The 12,780-nt window shown below is 75.5% G+C and carries 8 protein-coding genes and 2 pseudogenes; 3 read left to right on the top strand and 7 right to left on the bottom strand.

Features of this window, described 5'->3' with window-relative positions:
• Positions 1 to 128: 128 nt before the first annotated feature.
• Positions 129 to 914 (top strand): annotated as a pseudogene (locus ACZ60J_RS14005) (DsbA family protein); the annotation flags it as partial.
• A gap of 339 nt (positions 915 to 1,253) precedes the next feature.
• A complete protein-coding gene (lgt, locus tag ACZ60J_RS14000) occupies positions 1,254 to 2,240 on the top strand; it encodes a prolipoprotein diacylglyceryl transferase (RefSeq protein WP_469681735.1) in 987 nt (328 codons plus the stop codon).
• Between the two features lie 83 nt (positions 2,241 to 2,323).
• On the opposite strand, the gene ACZ60J_RS13995 is transcribed toward lgt, so the two are convergent.
• The 7 genes and pseudogenes from ACZ60J_RS13995 to ACZ60J_RS13965 form a co-directional block, all read right to left on the bottom strand.
• The gene (locus ACZ60J_RS13995) at positions 2,324 to 3,145 is read right to left on the bottom strand and encodes an HpcH/HpaI aldolase/citrate lyase family protein (protein WP_469681733.1); all 822 of its coding nucleotides are present in this window, start codon (positions 3,143 to 3,145) and stop codon (positions 2,324 to 2,326) included.
• Positions 3,142 to 4,395 (bottom strand): CaiB/BaiF CoA transferase family protein, encoded by a 1,254-nt coding sequence (locus ACZ60J_RS13990; protein WP_469681731.1) that lies wholly within the window; start codon positions 4,393 to 4,395, stop codon positions 3,142 to 3,144. Before ACZ60J_RS13990 ends, ACZ60J_RS13995 begins: the two co-directional genes overlap by 4 nt.
• The gene (rbsK, locus tag ACZ60J_RS13985; RefSeq protein WP_469681729.1) at positions 4,395 to 5,300 is read right to left on the bottom strand and encodes a ribokinase; all 906 of its coding nucleotides are present in this window, start codon (positions 5,298 to 5,300) and stop codon (positions 4,395 to 4,397) included. The genes ACZ60J_RS13990 and rbsK overlap by 1 nt, the downstream gene beginning before the upstream one ends.
• Positions 5,297 to 6,352 (bottom strand): annotated as a pseudogene (locus tag ACZ60J_RS13980) (ADP-ribosylglycohydrolase family protein); the annotation flags it as partial. The gene rbsK and the pseudogene ACZ60J_RS13980, both read right to left, overlap by 4 nt.
• Positions 6,353 to 7,617: 1,265 nt before the next feature.
• Positions 7,618 to 8,805, bottom strand: coding sequence for an ADP-ribosylglycohydrolase family protein (locus tag ACZ60J_RS13975; RefSeq protein ID WP_469681728.1), 1,188 nt, complete (start codon positions 8,803 to 8,805; stop codon positions 7,618 to 7,620).
• The gene (locus ACZ60J_RS13970) at positions 8,802 to 10,247 is read right to left on the bottom strand and encodes an ADP-ribosylglycohydrolase family protein (protein ID WP_469682416.1); all 1,446 of its coding nucleotides are present in this window, start codon (positions 10,245 to 10,247) and stop codon (positions 8,802 to 8,804) included. The genes ACZ60J_RS13975 and ACZ60J_RS13970 overlap by 4 nt, the downstream gene beginning before the upstream one ends.
• A gap of 467 nt (positions 10,248 to 10,714) precedes the next feature.
• Positions 10,715 to 11,701 (bottom strand): ADP-ribosylglycohydrolase family protein, encoded by a 987-nt coding sequence (locus tag ACZ60J_RS13965; RefSeq protein ID WP_469681727.1) that lies wholly within the window; start codon positions 11,699 to 11,701, stop codon positions 10,715 to 10,717.
• Between the two features lie 268 nt (positions 11,702 to 11,969).
• Between ACZ60J_RS13965 and ACZ60J_RS13960 the strand changes: the two genes are divergently transcribed.
• Positions 11,970 to 12,701: a VIT1/CCC1 transporter family protein gene (locus ACZ60J_RS13960; protein WP_469681725.1), complete on the top strand. Its 732-nt coding sequence runs from the start codon at positions 11,970 to 11,972 to the stop codon at positions 12,699 to 12,701.
• Positions 12,702 to 12,780: the final 79 nt, after the last annotated feature.

Below are 12,780 nucleotides of genomic sequence, written 5' to 3'. Positions count from 1 at the left end.
CGCCGACGGGCGGCGCGTTCGATCGTGCAGACGGACCCCTGAGCGGGTTCTGTAGCCCGATCGGGTGGAAGTAGGGGCAGGGAGGCACGAGAGTGCCTCCCTGCTTCGTTTGGCCGAACGTGAGCGACATGAACGACGGTGCGAACCGCGATGCGACGAAACGATCGGCCCGCGAGCGACTCCAGGCGGAGCGCGAGAAGCAGAAGGCGAGGGACAAGCGACGGCGGACCCTCGTCGTGTCGGCGGCGGTGGTCGGCGTCCTCGGGCTGGCGGCCGTCGTCGGCCTGATCGCGGCGAACGCCGGCAAGGGCGGATCCTCCGCCAAGGGCGGCCCGCTGGTCGCCCCGTCCGGGGCCACGGGCAAGGACGCCCTCGCCATCCGGACCGGCAAGGACGAGGCCCCCTCCACGCTGACCGTGTGGGAGGACTTCCGCTGCCCCGCCTGCAAGGCCTTCGAGACCAACTACCGGGAGACCGTCCACGAGCTGGAGGCCAAGGGCCTCCTCAAGGTCGAGTACCACCTCGTCACCCTCATCGACGGGAACATGGGCGGCACCGGCTCCCTCAAGAGCGCCAACGCCGCGGCCTGCGCACAGGACGCCGGGAAGTTCGCCCCGTACCACGACGTGCTCTTCGACAACCAGCCCGAGGAGACCAACGACGCCTTCGGCAAGAACGCCAAGCTGCTGGAGCTGGCTGGGAAGGTCGACGGCCTGGACACCCCCGCGTTCCGCACCTGCGTCGAGGACGGGACGCACGACGCCTGGGTGAACAAGTCGCAGGACGCCTTCCGCGCGGGCAAGTTCCGCGGGACCCCGACCGTGCTGCTCGACGGCAAGGACATCTTCGGGGACCAGGCCAACCCGCTGACCCCGCAGAAGCTGAAGGAGAAGGTGGAGGCGGCCGGCAAGGGCGGATCCGACACCGGTAAGCCCTCCCCGTCCGCTTCCGCTTCCGCCTCGGCGGCGTCCGGGTCCTCGGCCAAGTCCGCGTCCGGGTCGCCGTCCGCCAACGCGTCCGCGGCGGGCTCGGGGAAGGCCTCCTCCGGCCGCTCGGCCAGTCCCTCGGCCTCCGCCTCGGCCCCGTCGGCCCGCTCGGCGGGACGGCCCGCCACGGGCGGTTCGGGCTCGGGCGACGCCTCCGGGGAGCACGCCGGGATGTCCATGGACCACTGAGGGCCGTCTCGATTCGGCAGCAGCTTGCCGGGCGGGTTGCGGTCCCCACCGTCCGGCAAGGTAGCGTCGGGTCTTGCCATGAACCTTGCCTTCATTCCCAGTCCGTCGACGGGCGTGCTCCATCTCGGACCGATCCCGCTGCGCGGCTACGCGTTCTGCATCATCATCGGCGTCTTCGTCGCCGTCTGGCTCGGCAACAAGCGCTGGGTCGCGCGCGGCGGTAAGCCGGGCACGGTCGCGGACATCGCCGTGTGGGCCGTGCCGTTCGGCCTGGTCGGCGGTCGCCTCTACCACGTGATCACCGACTACCAGCTCTACTTCGGCGAGGGCCGAAACTGGGTCGACGCCTTCAAGATCTGGGAGGGCGGCCTCGGCATCTGGGGCGCCATCGCGCTGGGCGCGGTCGGTGCCTGGATCGGCTGTCGCCGGCGCGGCATCCCGCTGCCGGCCTGGGCCGACGCCCTCGCCCCCGGCATCGCGCTGGCCCAGGCCTGCGGACGCTGGGGCAACTGGTTCAACCAGGAGCTGTACGGCCGCGCCACCGATCTGCCGTGGGCGGTGGAGATCAGCGACGGCCCGAACCGGGTCGCCGGGACCTACCACCCGACCTTCCTCTACGAGTCCCTCTGGTGCATCGGCGTCGCCCTGCTGGTGATCTGGGCCGACCGCCGCTTCAGGCTCGGCCACGGGCGGGCGTTCGCCCTGTACGTCGCCGCGTACTGCGTGGGCCGCGGCTGGATCGAGTACATGCGGGTCGACGAGGCCCACCACGTCCTGGGCCTGCGGCTCAACGTGTGGACCTCGATCGTCGTCTTCGTGCTCGCCGTGGTCTACCTGGTGCTGTCGGCGAAGCTGCGGCCGGGCCGCGAGGAGATCGTCGAGCCGGACCGGGACGGGGCCTCCGCGGCCGGAGCCGAGGACGGGGACACCCCGGCCGGTGACGGCAAGGCCGAGGACGCCGACGCCAAGGGCGTTCCCGAGGCCGACGCCGAGCCGAAGGACGCCAAGGCGGAGGCCGGCGCCGAAGCCGACAAGGCAGAGGTCCCCGAGGCCAAGAAGCTCTGACCGGGGTTCCGGTCGAAACGGGAGGGGCGCCGCGCACACCGCGCGGCGCCCCTCCCGTTCGCCGTTCACCGATGCCTCGCCGGTCAGGAGGGTACCGGCGCGTCCCGGCGGGACAGGGCCACGATGCGCTCCGCGCCCGCCAGCATCGCCGGGTCGACGAAGCGGCCGTCGGGCAGGGCCACCGCGCCCGGGGTGCGGCGGGCCGCGGCCACGATCTCCTCGGCGGCGCTGACCTCCGCCGGGCCGGGCAGGTAGGCCCGCTCGATCACCGGGAGCTGGCGCGGATGGATCGCCGCACGGCCCAGGAAGCCGAGTGCGCGGCCCCGGGCGCAGGAGGCCGCCAGTGCCTCCAGGTTCCGGATGTCGGGGAACACCGACTGGGCCGGCGGCGCCAGCCCGGCCGCGCGGGCCGCGACCACCACCCGGGAGCGCGGCCAGTCCAGGCCCGACTCCGCGGTGACGCCCAGGTCGGCCCGCAGATCGGCCTCGCCCAGGGACAGGCCGCGCAGGGCGGGGTGCGCGCGGGCGATGTCGTAGGCCCGTTCCACGCCGATCGCCGACTCCAGCAGGGCGTACAGGGCCACCCCGGGGGTGCGGTCGGCGGTGGAGACGATCTGCTCCGGCGAGGAGATCTTGGGCAGGCGCAGCCCGGCGAGACCGTGGAGCCCTCCGAGGGCGCTGAGGTCGGCGACGCCCCACGGGGAATCCAGCGCGTTGACGCGGACGTGGACGGGCACCGGGTGCCGGTCGCCGAGCAGTTCGGCGGTGGCGCCGCGGGCGTACTCCTTGCGGGAGGCCGACACCGCGTCCTCCAGGTCCACGATGACGGCGTCGGCCCCGGCGTGCAGGGCCTTGAACACCACGTCGGGCCGGTCGCCGGGTACGTAGAGCCAGGTCAGGATCACAGGGCCCCCTCCGTGCGGAGAGCAGTGATCTCGGCCGGGGAGAGGCCGAGTTCGGTGAGGACGGCATCGGTGTCCGCGCCGTGCGGACGGCCCGCCCAGCGGATGGAGCCCGGGGTCTCCGAGAGCCGGAAGAGGACGTTCTGCATGCGGATCGGGCCCAGCTCCGGGTCCTCGACCTCGGTGATGGTGTCCAGAGCCGCGTACTGCGGATCGGCCATGACGTCCCGTACGTCGTGGACCAGCGCGACCGCGGCCTCGGCCTCCTCGAAGGCGGCCGTCACCTCGTCCGCCTTGTGGCGGGCGATCCAGCCGCCGACCGCCTCGTCGAGCACGTCCGCGTGTGCGGCCCGGCCGGAACCCGAGGCGAACCAGGGCTCGGAGATCAGCTCCGGACGGCCCACGAGCCGCATCACGCGCTCGGCGACGGACTGGGCGGAGGCGGAGACCGCCAGCCAGCGGCCGTCCAGACTGCGGTACGTGTTGCGGGGCGCGTTGTTGGTGGAACGGTTGCCCGTGCGCGGCTGGACGTAGCCGAGCTGGTCGTACCAGAGCGGGTGCGGCCCGAGCACGGTCAGGATCGGCTCGATGATCGCCAGGTCCACCACCTGTCCGTGCCCGGTGCGGTCCCGCCCGGCGAGCGCCGCCATCACGGCGTACGCGGTGGTCAGCGCGGCGATCGAGTCCGCGAGCCCGAAGGGCGGCAGGGTCGGCGCCCCCTCCGGCTCCCCGGTGATCGCCGCGAAGCCGCTCATCGCCTCCGCGAGGGTGCCGAAGCCGGGGCGGTGGGCGTACGGGCCCTCCTGGCCGAAGGCCGTCACGCGGGTCAGGATCAGCCGCGGGTTCGCGGCGGACAGCTCGGGCCAGCCCAGACCCCAGCGCTCCAGGGTTCCCGGGCGGAAGTTCTCGATCACCACGTCGGCGGTGGCGACCAGACGCAGCAGGGTGTCCCGGCCGCCCGGAGTCGACAGGTCGAGGGTCACCGTCCGCTTGTTGCGGCCGAGCAGCTTCCACCACAGGCCGATGCCGTCCTTGGCGGGGCCGTGGCCGCGGGAGGGGTCGGGGCGGGTCGGGTGCTCGACCTTGACGACCTCGGCGCCGAAGTCGCCGAGGAGGGTGGCGGCGAGGGGACCGGCGAAGAGGGTGGCGAGGTCGAGGACGCGGAGTCCTTGCAGGGGAGGGGCGGTGGGGGACGCGGTATCGGTACTCACGGGGCGGCTCCGGAGGAGGGGTGCGGCCAGGGGCTCGGGCATCAGCGGACGTCCTGTCCGGCCGCGAACGCGACGACCTCGGCACGGGCCGGCATCGAGTCCTGGGCGCCGGGCCGCTGTACGGACAGGGCGGCGGCCGCCGAGGCCCACTGCAGGGCCGCGGGCATCGGGCGGCCCTCGCCCAGGGCCACGGCGAGCGCACCGACGAAGGTGTCCCCGGCGGCGGTGGTGTCCACGGCCCGGACCCGCGGCGCGGGCAGGACCAGCGACTCGCGGCCGCGGGCGGCGTACAGGACCCCGGCCGCACCGAGGGTGACGACCACCTCCGGCACGTCCTGGAGCAGGGCCGCCGCGGCCAGGTGCACGTCGGTGAGCCCGGTGAGCGCGGCGGCCTCGTGCTCGTTGGGAACCAACAGGTCGACGGCGGCGAGGAGTTCGGACGGAAGCGGCTGGGTGGGGGCCGGGGTGAGGATGGTCCGTACGCCGTGGGCGCGGGCGGCGAGGGCGCCGGCGAGCACGGCCTCCAGGGGCACTTCGAGCTGGAGGAGGAGGGAGTCCGCGGCGCCGATGTGGGCGGCGTCGCCCGGTTCCAGGGAGGTGACGAGGCCGTTGGCGCCGGGGATGACGACGATGCTGTTGCCCCCCTCGTCGTCCACGGTGATGTGCGCGGTGCCGCTGGCGCCCTCGACCGTGCGCAGGGCCGCCGTCCCCACCCCGGCACCGGCGAGCGCGGAACGCAGCCGTACGCCGAACTCGTCGGCCCCGACCGCCCCGATCATCACCACCTCCGCGCCGCAGCGGGCCGCGGCGACGGCCTGGTTGGCGCCCTTGCCGCCGGGGACGGTGCGGAAGGCGCGGCCGGTGACGGTCTCCCCGAGACGGGGGGCCTTGGCGACGTAGGCGACGAGGTCCATGTTGGTACTGCCGAGCACGGCGATGGCCGTCATGAGCGGGCTGCCTCCTGTGCGGTGAGGTGGGCGAGGGTGTCGAAGCCGACTCCGTCGAAGCCGGGGACGGTGGTGGCGAGGCGGTTCTTCAGCGGGGCCCTCCAGCGGTCCGGGATCCCGTCGGGCGAGCCGGCGAGCAGCCCGGCGAGGGCGCCGGCGGTGGCGCCGTTGGAGTCGGTGTCCCAGCCGCCGGACACGGCGCGGCAGACCGAGTGGGCGAAGTCCCCGTCGGCGTGGGTGAGGGCGGCGGCGATCACGGCGGCGTTGGGCACGGCGTGGACCCAGTGGTAGTGGCCGTAGCGGGCGTGGAGCAGGTCCACGACGGTATCGAAGCCGGTGGCGGTCGCGCGTGCGTCCACGGCCGTACGGATGCCGAAGCGGACGGCCTCGGCGAGGCGGGACCGCGGCGATACGACGGCCAGCCCGGCCCGCAGCGCGGCGTGCACGTCGACCCGGCCGGTGGCCGCGGCGGCGGTGGCTGCGGCCACGAACGCGGCCGCGTGGGCGCCGTTCCCGGTGTGGGTGAGGGCGGCGTCCCGGTGCGCCTGGGCCGCGGCGGCGGCCGGGTCGCCCGGGTTGGTCCAGCCGTGGACGTCGGCGCGGATGAGGGCGCCGATCCACTCGCGGAAGGGGTTGTGGTGGGTGGCGGTGAGCGGGGGCTCCAGCCCGAGGAGCAGGTTTCGGTACGCGACCCGCTCGGCGGTGAAGGTCCGGCCGGCCGGGAGCTCGTCGAGCCAGAGCCGGCCGACGTCGGCGGTGGTGAAGCCCTTGCCGTGGCGCTGGAGGAGGAGCAGGCCGAGGAGGGCGTAGTTGAGGTCGTCGTCCTCCGGGGTGCCGTCGATGTTCTCGGCGAGGGAGGTGGGGGCGGAGCGGCGGTTCCAGGGGTGGGCGGCGAGGACCTCCGGTGGTACGCCGCGTTCGGTGAACCAGTCGGCCAGGGGCCAGTTCCCGGCGGCCCGGGCCAGGGCCCGGATCCCGTGCAGCGGCAGCTTCTCCACGGGCTTCCCGAGCACGCACCCCACAGCCCGCCCGAGCCACGCGGCCTCCAGCCTCCGGCGCAGACCGGAGCCGGCGGCGCGGCCCCCTTCGGCTCCGCCGGAAGCCGCCCCTGCGGGGCCCGCCCCGGAGCCGGGCTCGTATCCGGTCCAGGCCCCCGGCACGGTCCTGGGTGCGGGCTGCGCCTCGGTGTCGGGCTCGGCTCCGGGCCTGGGTGAAGACGGGGGCTCCGCCCCGGATGCGGACCCGGGCGGGGTGCGGGAGAGTTCCCCCACCCCGCCCCTTCCCGAAACCGGGGGCAGGCCCCCGGCCCCCTGGGCGGGGGCGTCGCCTGTCGCTCCGGCGGGAGCCGGGCTTGCGGAGCCGGGGCCCGATCGGGGGCTGAAGGCGGACCCGGCCCCGGGCCTGGACGCGGCCCCGGGCTCGGACCCGGACTCGGGCCTGGACCTGGACGCGGCCCCGGGCTCGGACCCGGACCCGGACTCGGGCCTGGACTCGGGCCCGGGCTCGGACCCGGACCCGGACTCAGACCCGGTCCAGGACTCGGGCCCGGGCCCGGGCCAGGACCCGTACTCGGAGCAGGGCTCGGATCCGGGTGGTGGTGTCGGGTCGGGGGGTGTGGGGAGGGTCGACAGGGTGGTCAGGAGGTCGGTGGCCAGGGCTCGGAGTTTTGGTGGGGCCGGGGTCGGAGAGGCACCCGCGCGGGCCGGGGCCAGGTGGCCGCCCGCCGCGAGCCAGACGCGCAGCAACGGCTCCGCCGCCTCGCCGCGGCCGTCTTCGGCGGCCTGCCGGAACTCGTGCCCGACCAGGTCCTCGGGCTGCACCCAGGTGAGCCGGACGGGCCCGGCTCCGGCCTCCGAGGCCGGTCCGGGGTCCAGGGGCTCGCCCCTGGTTTCGGGAGGGGGCGGGGTGGGGGAGATCCCGCCCCCGACCCGGTCGGGGTCACCGGGTCCGGGCGGGCACGAGCCCCCCTCCCGGACCCGGGACGCAGCGGAGGCCGTCGGGCCGGGGCCGGGAAGGGACCCGGGCGGGCCCGAGCCTGCATCCAGGACCCGGGACGCAGCGGGGGTCATCGGGGCGGGGCCGAGAGGGGGTCCGGGCGGGCCCGACCCCGCATCCCCGTGCCGGGACGCGGCGCGGGCCGTCGGGTCGGGGGCGGGAGGGGGCATGGCGGGGGGCTCGGCCCCGACGCGGGACGCAGTGGGGGCCGTCGGGTCGGGGTCGGGAGGGGGCGTGGCCGGGGGCTCGGCCCCGGCGTGGGTCGGGGTGGGGGCCGCCGGGCCAGGGGCGGGCTTTGGGGGCGCCGGGGGCGGGGGCGCGGTCATCGGGGGGCCGTCAGGGTGGTGAAGGCGGCCTCGTGGGCGCGGCGCCGGGAGCGGTCGAGGGCGAAGACCTCGCGCGCGACCGCGGCCAGGGCCGCCGCCGGTGCGTGCAGGTCCAGCCGGCTGGCCTCCGCGACCCGGTCCGCCCAGGCGGGCGGAACCGCCGCCCCGCCCGACAGGGCGCCCGCGATCGCACCGGCCATGGTCGCGATGGAGTCGCAGTCGCGGCCGTAGTTGACCGCGCCGAGCACGGAGGCCTCGTAGCAGCCGTCGGCGACGAGCAGCATGCCCAGCGCCACCGGGAGTTCCTCGATGGAGTGCAGGCGCGAGGGGCGCCGTGCGCCCAGGGACGGCGCGCGGTAGTCCGGGCCGACCGAGTCGTACGGGGCGACCGCCGCCCGCAGCGGGGCCAGTGCCGACTCGAAGTCCCGGTGCCGGGAGGCCACTTCGCAGACCGCCTCGATGGCCGCGCGGGTGCCGTCCTTGGCCAGGGAGAGGGCCGTCTCGACGACGGAGGCCGCCGTCGCACCGGGCACGCACGCCGCAGCCACCGCCGCCGCGAACACGCCCGCCGCCTCCCGCCCGTACGAGGACTGGTGCGCGCCGGTGACGTCCAGCGCCTCCGCGTACGCCCCGGCCGGATGCCCGGCGTTGACGAGGCCGACCGGCGCCATGTACATCGCCGCGCCGCAGTTGACGATGTTGCCGTTCCCGGCCTCCCGCGGGTCCGCGTGGGCGTAGTGCAGCCGGGTCACGATCCACTTCTCGGCGAGGAAGATCCGCTGGAGGGGGAGTGCGTCCGCCTCCAGTTCCGGGATCCAGCGCGGGACCGTCATCAGGTCCGGGACCAAGTGCTCGGCGATCGCGTACGCGTCCAGGTGGTCCCGTACGGTCTCGTAGACCCGGACCAGCGCGTGCGTCATCAGGGTGTCGTCGGTGACGTGGCCGTCGCCCTTGTGGTAAGGGGCGATCGGACGCGCCGTACGCCAGTCCTCGTGCCACGGGCCGACGATGCCGCGCACCCGGCCGCCGTGCCGCTCCACGATCTGTTCCGGGGTCCAGCCCTCCACCGGGCCGCCGAGCGCGTCGCCGACGGCCGCACCGACGAGGGCGCCGGTGATCCGGTCCTCCAGGGCGGGGGAAGTGGTGGTGTCCGGGGTCGTTTCCACGGGGGTCAGGGTCGTCATGTCCGGGGCTTTCCTTGGGGCTTGGGTGAGGTGAGTTCCGTACGGGCCAGCAGCGCGGCCAGTTCGACGAGGTCGGTGCCCGCCAGCCGCGGGAGGGCGCAGCCGGAGAGCGTGCGGCACGCTTCGCGCCAGGCGGCGGGGAGCGAGTCGCCGCCGCCGAGGGCGCCGGTCAGCGCACCGGCGAGGGCGGGGGCGGAGTCCGCGACGCGCGACAGGCAGGCCGCCGCCGGGACCGCCTCGCCGACCCGGCCGCGGGCGGCGGTGGCGAGGGCGAGGGCCACGGGGACGGTTTCCGCGGCGGCGATCCCGTAGCTGTAGACGTGGTCGACGATCTGGTGCTCCAGGAGCGGGACGATGGCGAAGGCTCCGCCGGTCGCGTCCCTCTCGGCGCGGGCGAGCTTCACGGCGTGCCGGGCGTTGCGGCCGATCTCGGTGGACTCCGGGAGCTGGGTGAGGGCGGCGTCCACGGCGGCGTCGGTGTCCGCGGCCGTACAGGTCCCGGTGGAGGCCAGGGCGGTGGCGATGGCGGCGGCCATGGCGCGGGCGCCGTGGACCCCGTCGCCGTCCTGGGTGTAGCGGGCGTCGAACTCGGCGAGGTCCGCGGCGGCGTCGGGGTCCCCGGGATGCACGACGGCGAGGACGCAGGCCCGGATGCAGGCGGCGTCGTCGAAGTAGTGCGGGTTGTCGTGGCCGGTGGCGGGCGGGCGCAGGCCGGCGGCGAGGTTGCCGAGGCCGGCGCGGACGGAGATCCGGGCGCGGAGCGGGAGGACCGCCGACTCCACCTCGGGGGCCCGCTCGGCCGCCGCCGCGACCTCGCTGGCCAGGGCGTTCCAGGCGAGGTCGATGGCGGCGCGCATGCGGCGGGACCGGGAGAGGTCGCTGAGCAGCACCCCGGCGGCGGTGAGGACGGACTCGGCGGCGAAGGCCGCCCACTCGGCGTCGTCGCTCGGGCCGAGGCGGAGCGGTTCCGGTGGCTGGTTGAGGGCGATGGGGACGGGGAGGGTGGTGGTGGCGTTCTGCTCCGCGAAGGTGTCGAGCTCGCGGGTGAGGCGGCGGGTCCATTCGGGCATGCGGCTGGCCCGGTGGCGGGCCGCGGGCCAGCCGGCGGCGTCGCCCGCGGCGAGCCCGAGGAGCAGCCCCTCGATCCGGCGGGGCCCCTCGGGGGCGGCCCCGGGGGCCGCCTGGGGGCGGGGCTGCGGGGTTGGCGGCGGCGTGCCGGATCCCGGCGGGGCGAGTGCCCCGGGCGTGGCCGTACGGGGCTGCGTGTGCGGCGGGGCGAGTGCCCCGGGGACGGTTGCGGGCGTGGCCGTACTGGGCTGCGTGTGCGGCGGGGCCGTGGGTGTCCCGGTGAGGGCTGCGGGCGCGGCTGTACGGGGCTGCGTGTGCTGCGGGGTGTCCGGACCGGCGGGGGCCGGCTCCGGGGCGGGAGGGTTCTCCCCCACCCCGCCCCTTCCCGAAACCGGGGGCAGGCCCCCGGGCCCCCGTACCGCGGGACCGGAGCGGAGGAACTCGGGCACCGGCGGGGCCGGGTCGCTCCGCGGAGGCGGACCGGCCGGGGAGGCGGGCTCCCGGGCCGGGGCGTCCTGCGGGGACGACGGGCTCGTCGCGGCCGGGCCCGCCGAGGTGGCCCGGGGGGCCGGGGCATCCCCGGCGGCCGGATCGGCCGGACTGGCCGGGGCGGCCGGGGCGGCGCCGGTGTCCGGGTCGGACGGGGTGGCCGGGGTAGCCGGAGGGGTGTGGGTGTCCGGGCCGGACAGGGCGGCCGGAGCGGCCGGACTGGCCGGAGTGGCGCCGGTGTCCGGGTCGGCCGAGGCGGCCGGGACGGCCGTAGTGGTGCCGGTGTCCGGGGTGGCCGGAGTGGTGCCGGTGTCCGGGGCGGACGGGGCCGCCGGGGTGGTGGGGGTCAGGGTCATCGGGGGGTCTCGGTTTCCGGGGTGAGGAGGTCCGCGATGTCCAGGACGTGGTAGCCGCGCATCGAGGGGAGGCAGCTTCCGCGGACCGGGCCGATCGCCGAGGACCAGGCGGCCGGGATGGCGGGGGCGCCGGACAGCGCTCCGGCGAGCGCGCCCGCCACGGCCGCCGTGGTGTCCGCGTCGCGGCCCATGTTGACCGCCATGAGGACGGAGGAGGGGAAGTCGCCGCCGCACGCGGCGAACGCGCCGAAGGCCAGGCCGACCGCTTCCGGGGCCAGGTCCGTCCAGGGGTAGCCGCCGATGACCACCGCCGAGCGGACCGCCCGTTCGCCGCGGGGGGCGGCCGTCACGGCCCGGCGCAGGGAGCGGGCCGTCCAGGAGTCCGAGGGGATGACGGAGAGGGCCGCCGAGACGACGGAGGCGGCCGAGCCTCCCGCCATCGCCGCAGCGACCCCCGCGGCGACGGCCTGGCCGCCGTAGATGCCCTCGCCGTCGTGGCTGACGCAGCCGTCGATGGCGACGAGCCGGGCGGCTTCGGCGGGCCGGCCCGCCGCGAAGACCCCGAAGGGGGCGGCCCGCATGGCCAGACCGTCCGACCAGGCGTGCCGGTGCTGGGCGGAGATGGGGGCCGCCAGGCCCCGGCGGAGGTTCTCCAGGGTGCCGCGTTCCGAGAAGCCCGCACCGCGGAAAGGGCCTTCGTCCAGGTCCGCGATCCAGTGGTGCCACGCCCGTTCGACGTGGGCGACCGTCAGCGCCGACCCGTGGCGGGCCAGCAGCAGGCCCGAGAAGATCGCGTACTCCGTGTCGTCCGTGCCCGCCGGGTCGTCCGAGACGAAGCCCTCGATCCGGCCCCACTTGGCCCGGATCTCCGACGGCTTCATGTTCTCCGCGGGGGCGCCCAGCGCGTCACCCACCGCGAGTCCGAGAAGAGCGCCCCGGGCCCGTTCGAGGAGGACCTGCGGATTGCATGCAATCAGCTCCATGGCGCGCCTCTCCACTTGATGGGACCCATATTGAGCCCTTGGGGGATTTGTGCCATGGCATGTGGTTTGTCGCTCGTCGCGAAACACCCGCCGCGGGTCGCCGTCACCCGGTCGCCGTGGCCCAAAACCCCAGGTAAGTACGGCCTTCCTTGCTGGCGGAGGGCAAAAATCGTGCGTAGTTTCGAGGTGTTCAGGGGGAGTGGGTGTCCGCGCGTCGTCCATGGCACAGCTCTGTGCACCCACTCGTACAAAAGGGGAGATAGTCGGCATGTCCATCATTGATATCGAAGCGCCGCTCCACACCGCCCACCGCGACAACCACACCCACCGCGATGTCAACGGCGGATGGCTGCGCCCGGCGGTCTTCGGCGCGATGGACGGACTCGTCTCCAACCTCGCCCTGATGACCGGCGTGGCCGGCGGCGCAGTCGCCCCGCACGTCATCGTGGTCACCGGCCTGGCCGGCCTCGCCGCCGGCGCCTTCTCCATGGCGGCGGGGGAGTACACCTCGGTCGCCTCGCAGCGCGAGCTCGTGCTCGCCGAACTGGACATAGAGCGCCAGCAGTTGCGCAAGCACCCCATCGACGAGATGGAGGAGCTGGCCGAGCTGTACGTCTCGCGCGGCGTCGAGCCGGCGCTGGCCCGCGAGGTGGCCATGCAGCTGTCCCGCGACCCGGAGCAGGCGCTGGAGATCCACGCCCGCGAGGAGCTCGGGATCGACCCGGACGACCTGCCGTCGCCGATGGTCGCGGCCGTGTCCTCCTTCGGGTCCTTCGCGCTCGGCGCGGTGATCCCGCTGCTGCCCTACCTGCTCGGTGCGACGCTCCTGTGGCCCGCGGTGCTGGCGGCGCTGGTGGGCCTCTTCGCCTGCGGCGCGGTGGTGTCCCGGGTCACGGCCCGGTCCTGGTGGTACAGCGGACTGCGCCAGCTCGTCCTGGGTGGCGCGGCCGCGGGTGTGACGTACATCCTGGGAACCTGGATCGGCGGGGCCGTAGGCTGACCGTGCAGGGAGTGAGACACTATGCAGCAGGCAACATAAGTAGTCAGTTACTCGGCGGTTTCGAATCCGTGTCCGCCGG

The organism is Streptomyces sp. NPDC104226, assembly GCF_055584085.1.
Note: the sequence above shows the minus strand (reverse complement) of the source record. Positions and strands in the feature narration are given on the sequence as shown.

Coding starts and splice junctions, on each gene's coding strand:
- ACZ60J_RS13960 (WP_469681725.1), top strand. CDS start 11,970: ATGTCCATCATTGATATCGAAGCGCCGCTCCACACCGCCCACCGCGAC.
- ACZ60J_RS13965 (WP_469681727.1), bottom strand. CDS start 11,701: ATGGAGCTGATTGCATGCAATCCGCAGGTCCTCCTCGAACGGGCCCGG.
- rbsK (WP_469681729.1), bottom strand. CDS start 5,300: ATGACGGCCATCGCCGTGCTCGGCAGTACCAACATGGACCTCGTCGCC.
- ACZ60J_RS13990 (WP_469681731.1), bottom strand. CDS start 4,395: ATGCCCGAGCCCCTGGCCGCACCCCTCCTCCGGAGCCGCCCCGTGAGT.
- lgt (WP_469681735.1), top strand. CDS start 1,254: ATGAACCTTGCCTTCATTCCCAGTCCGTCGACGGGCGTGCTCCATCTC.
- ACZ60J_RS13975 (WP_469681728.1), bottom strand. CDS start 8,805: ATGACGACCCTGACCCCCGTGGAAACGACCCCGGACACCACCACTTCC.